1 pseudogene is annotated in these 287 nt (G+C 63.4%); it reads left to right on the top strand.

What is annotated here, in order from left to right:
- Positions 1-287: pseudogene (locus P0G09_RS20560) on the top strand (hypothetical protein); the annotation flags it as partial.

Here is a 287-nt window from a genome sequence, read left to right as displayed (position 1 = left end):
AAGCGAGTGGACGGCGCTGCCCCACCCTCCCTTTATGATGGACGATCCCATTGGCGAGCTGCTGGAAACGCAGGAGCACTTTTCCCCCGCCAAGGCTGCCGCTGTGCGGGACTGCCTGCCGGCCGCCGGAAAATACGGCTTGGCGGGACTGCCGCTGGCCTACAAGGTCAAATTCGGCTGGTGTATGCTGCGCTACAAAATGAGCTTTGCAGATGGCGTGGCCCTTTACGGCAAGTACGTCGGCATCGAACCGCCAGCGGGTAGCCTCGCCGCCCCAGTTGCCGACG

It is taken from the genome of Faecalibacterium sp. DFI.5.82 (assembly GCF_029076575.1).
GTDB classification, from domain to species: domain Bacteria; phylum Bacillota; class Clostridia; order Oscillospirales; family Ruminococcaceae; genus Faecalibacterium; species Faecalibacterium duncaniae.
This window is presented reverse-complemented; position numbering and strand designations above follow the sequence as displayed.